Annotated in this window: 1 protein-coding gene; it reads left to right on the top strand. The window is 64.3% G+C overall.

The features are described from left to right. Positions 1-104: 104 nt before the first annotated feature. The coding region (locus IEZ09_RS45875) for a hypothetical protein (protein ID WP_189260141.1) at positions 105-1,110 on the top strand (1,006 nt) is incomplete at its 3' end.

Raw genomic sequence — 1,110 nt, 5'->3', positions numbered from 1 at the left:
CACCACCGCCAGCACACGGCAACAACCTTCCCAGCCAACCCCCACCACAACCAGCACCAGCACCAGCCCCGGCACCGGTACCTCAGCCTGACAGCGTGCAAGAGATGGATCTGGCCGGTCAGGCGGGTTCCCGGCCGGATGTGCGGGTTGACCGTGACGGTGTGGTGGTTGCTGGTGGTGGTGTGGCGGGCCTGACGCTGGATCCGGCTGCGGGTCGGGAGTCGGCTGGTGGTGAGGTGGCTGGTGGTGACGTGGCTGGTGGTGTGCCTGCGGTTACTGAGGTGTCCCTGCCTCAGGGGCCTGTGGACGGCCTGTTCCCGCAGGGATTGCCGGATGTGGACGGCCTGGGTGTTGATCTGGATGCCTATTTGCATGATCTGGCTCAGGCTCCGGCTGGGTTTGGGGATGGTTGGGATTCTGTGTGGGAGCCGCCGGGTGTAGTGGGGCAGGACAGTGGGCAGCCCGGCGGTTGGGAGCTGAGTGGTTGGGATGACGGGCGGTCGTCGGCGATGTCTGGGCGGGAGGAGGCCGGCGCGGATGGTGCCGTGATGTCTGGTTCGGTGTCGGCGGACGCATCGGATGCGGTGGGTTCGGTGGTTGATGGGGTGGTGTCTTCCGGGGGTGTGTCGTTGCCGGATGAGGTGCGGCTGGGGCTTACGGGGTGGCGTCCCGATCCGGGTGGGGGTGACAAGTTCACGGATGCCATCAGCCGGATCGGAAGGGGGCTGGAAGGTGCGGTCTCATTGGACCGCAGGACGAACGGCAAATTCGTATCCGAGCTGACGCGCGGGCTGCTCAGTGAATGGTCCTGGAAAATGAGCCGCCTTGACGACCCGGTCACTGGAAAACCTTACACGCTGTCGAAGATTCTCGAAGTCAGCGGTGTCCAGATCACTACAAACCGATTGTACGTACTTGTGCAGGATTGGCGGGTGCGGATGTCGGCGGTGTTGTTGCCGCCGGAGGTGCGGGGGGCGATTACCAGGTTCCGTCCTGGGGTGGAAGGGCGGAGTACTCTTCCGGAGTTTGTGGCGTCACTGCGAGGTCGTGGCGTTTCGCTGGTTTCCAGTGTGTCGCCTGGGTTTGTGTTGCATCCTTCGACGGAGGCGA

The organism is Lentzea flava, from assembly GCF_014648475.1.
Taxonomy (GTDB): Bacteria; Actinomycetota; Actinomycetes; order Mycobacteriales; family Pseudonocardiaceae; genus Lentzea; species Lentzea flava.
The sequence above is the reverse complement of the archived record's forward strand: the minus strand, read 5'-3'. Positions and strand labels throughout refer to the sequence as shown.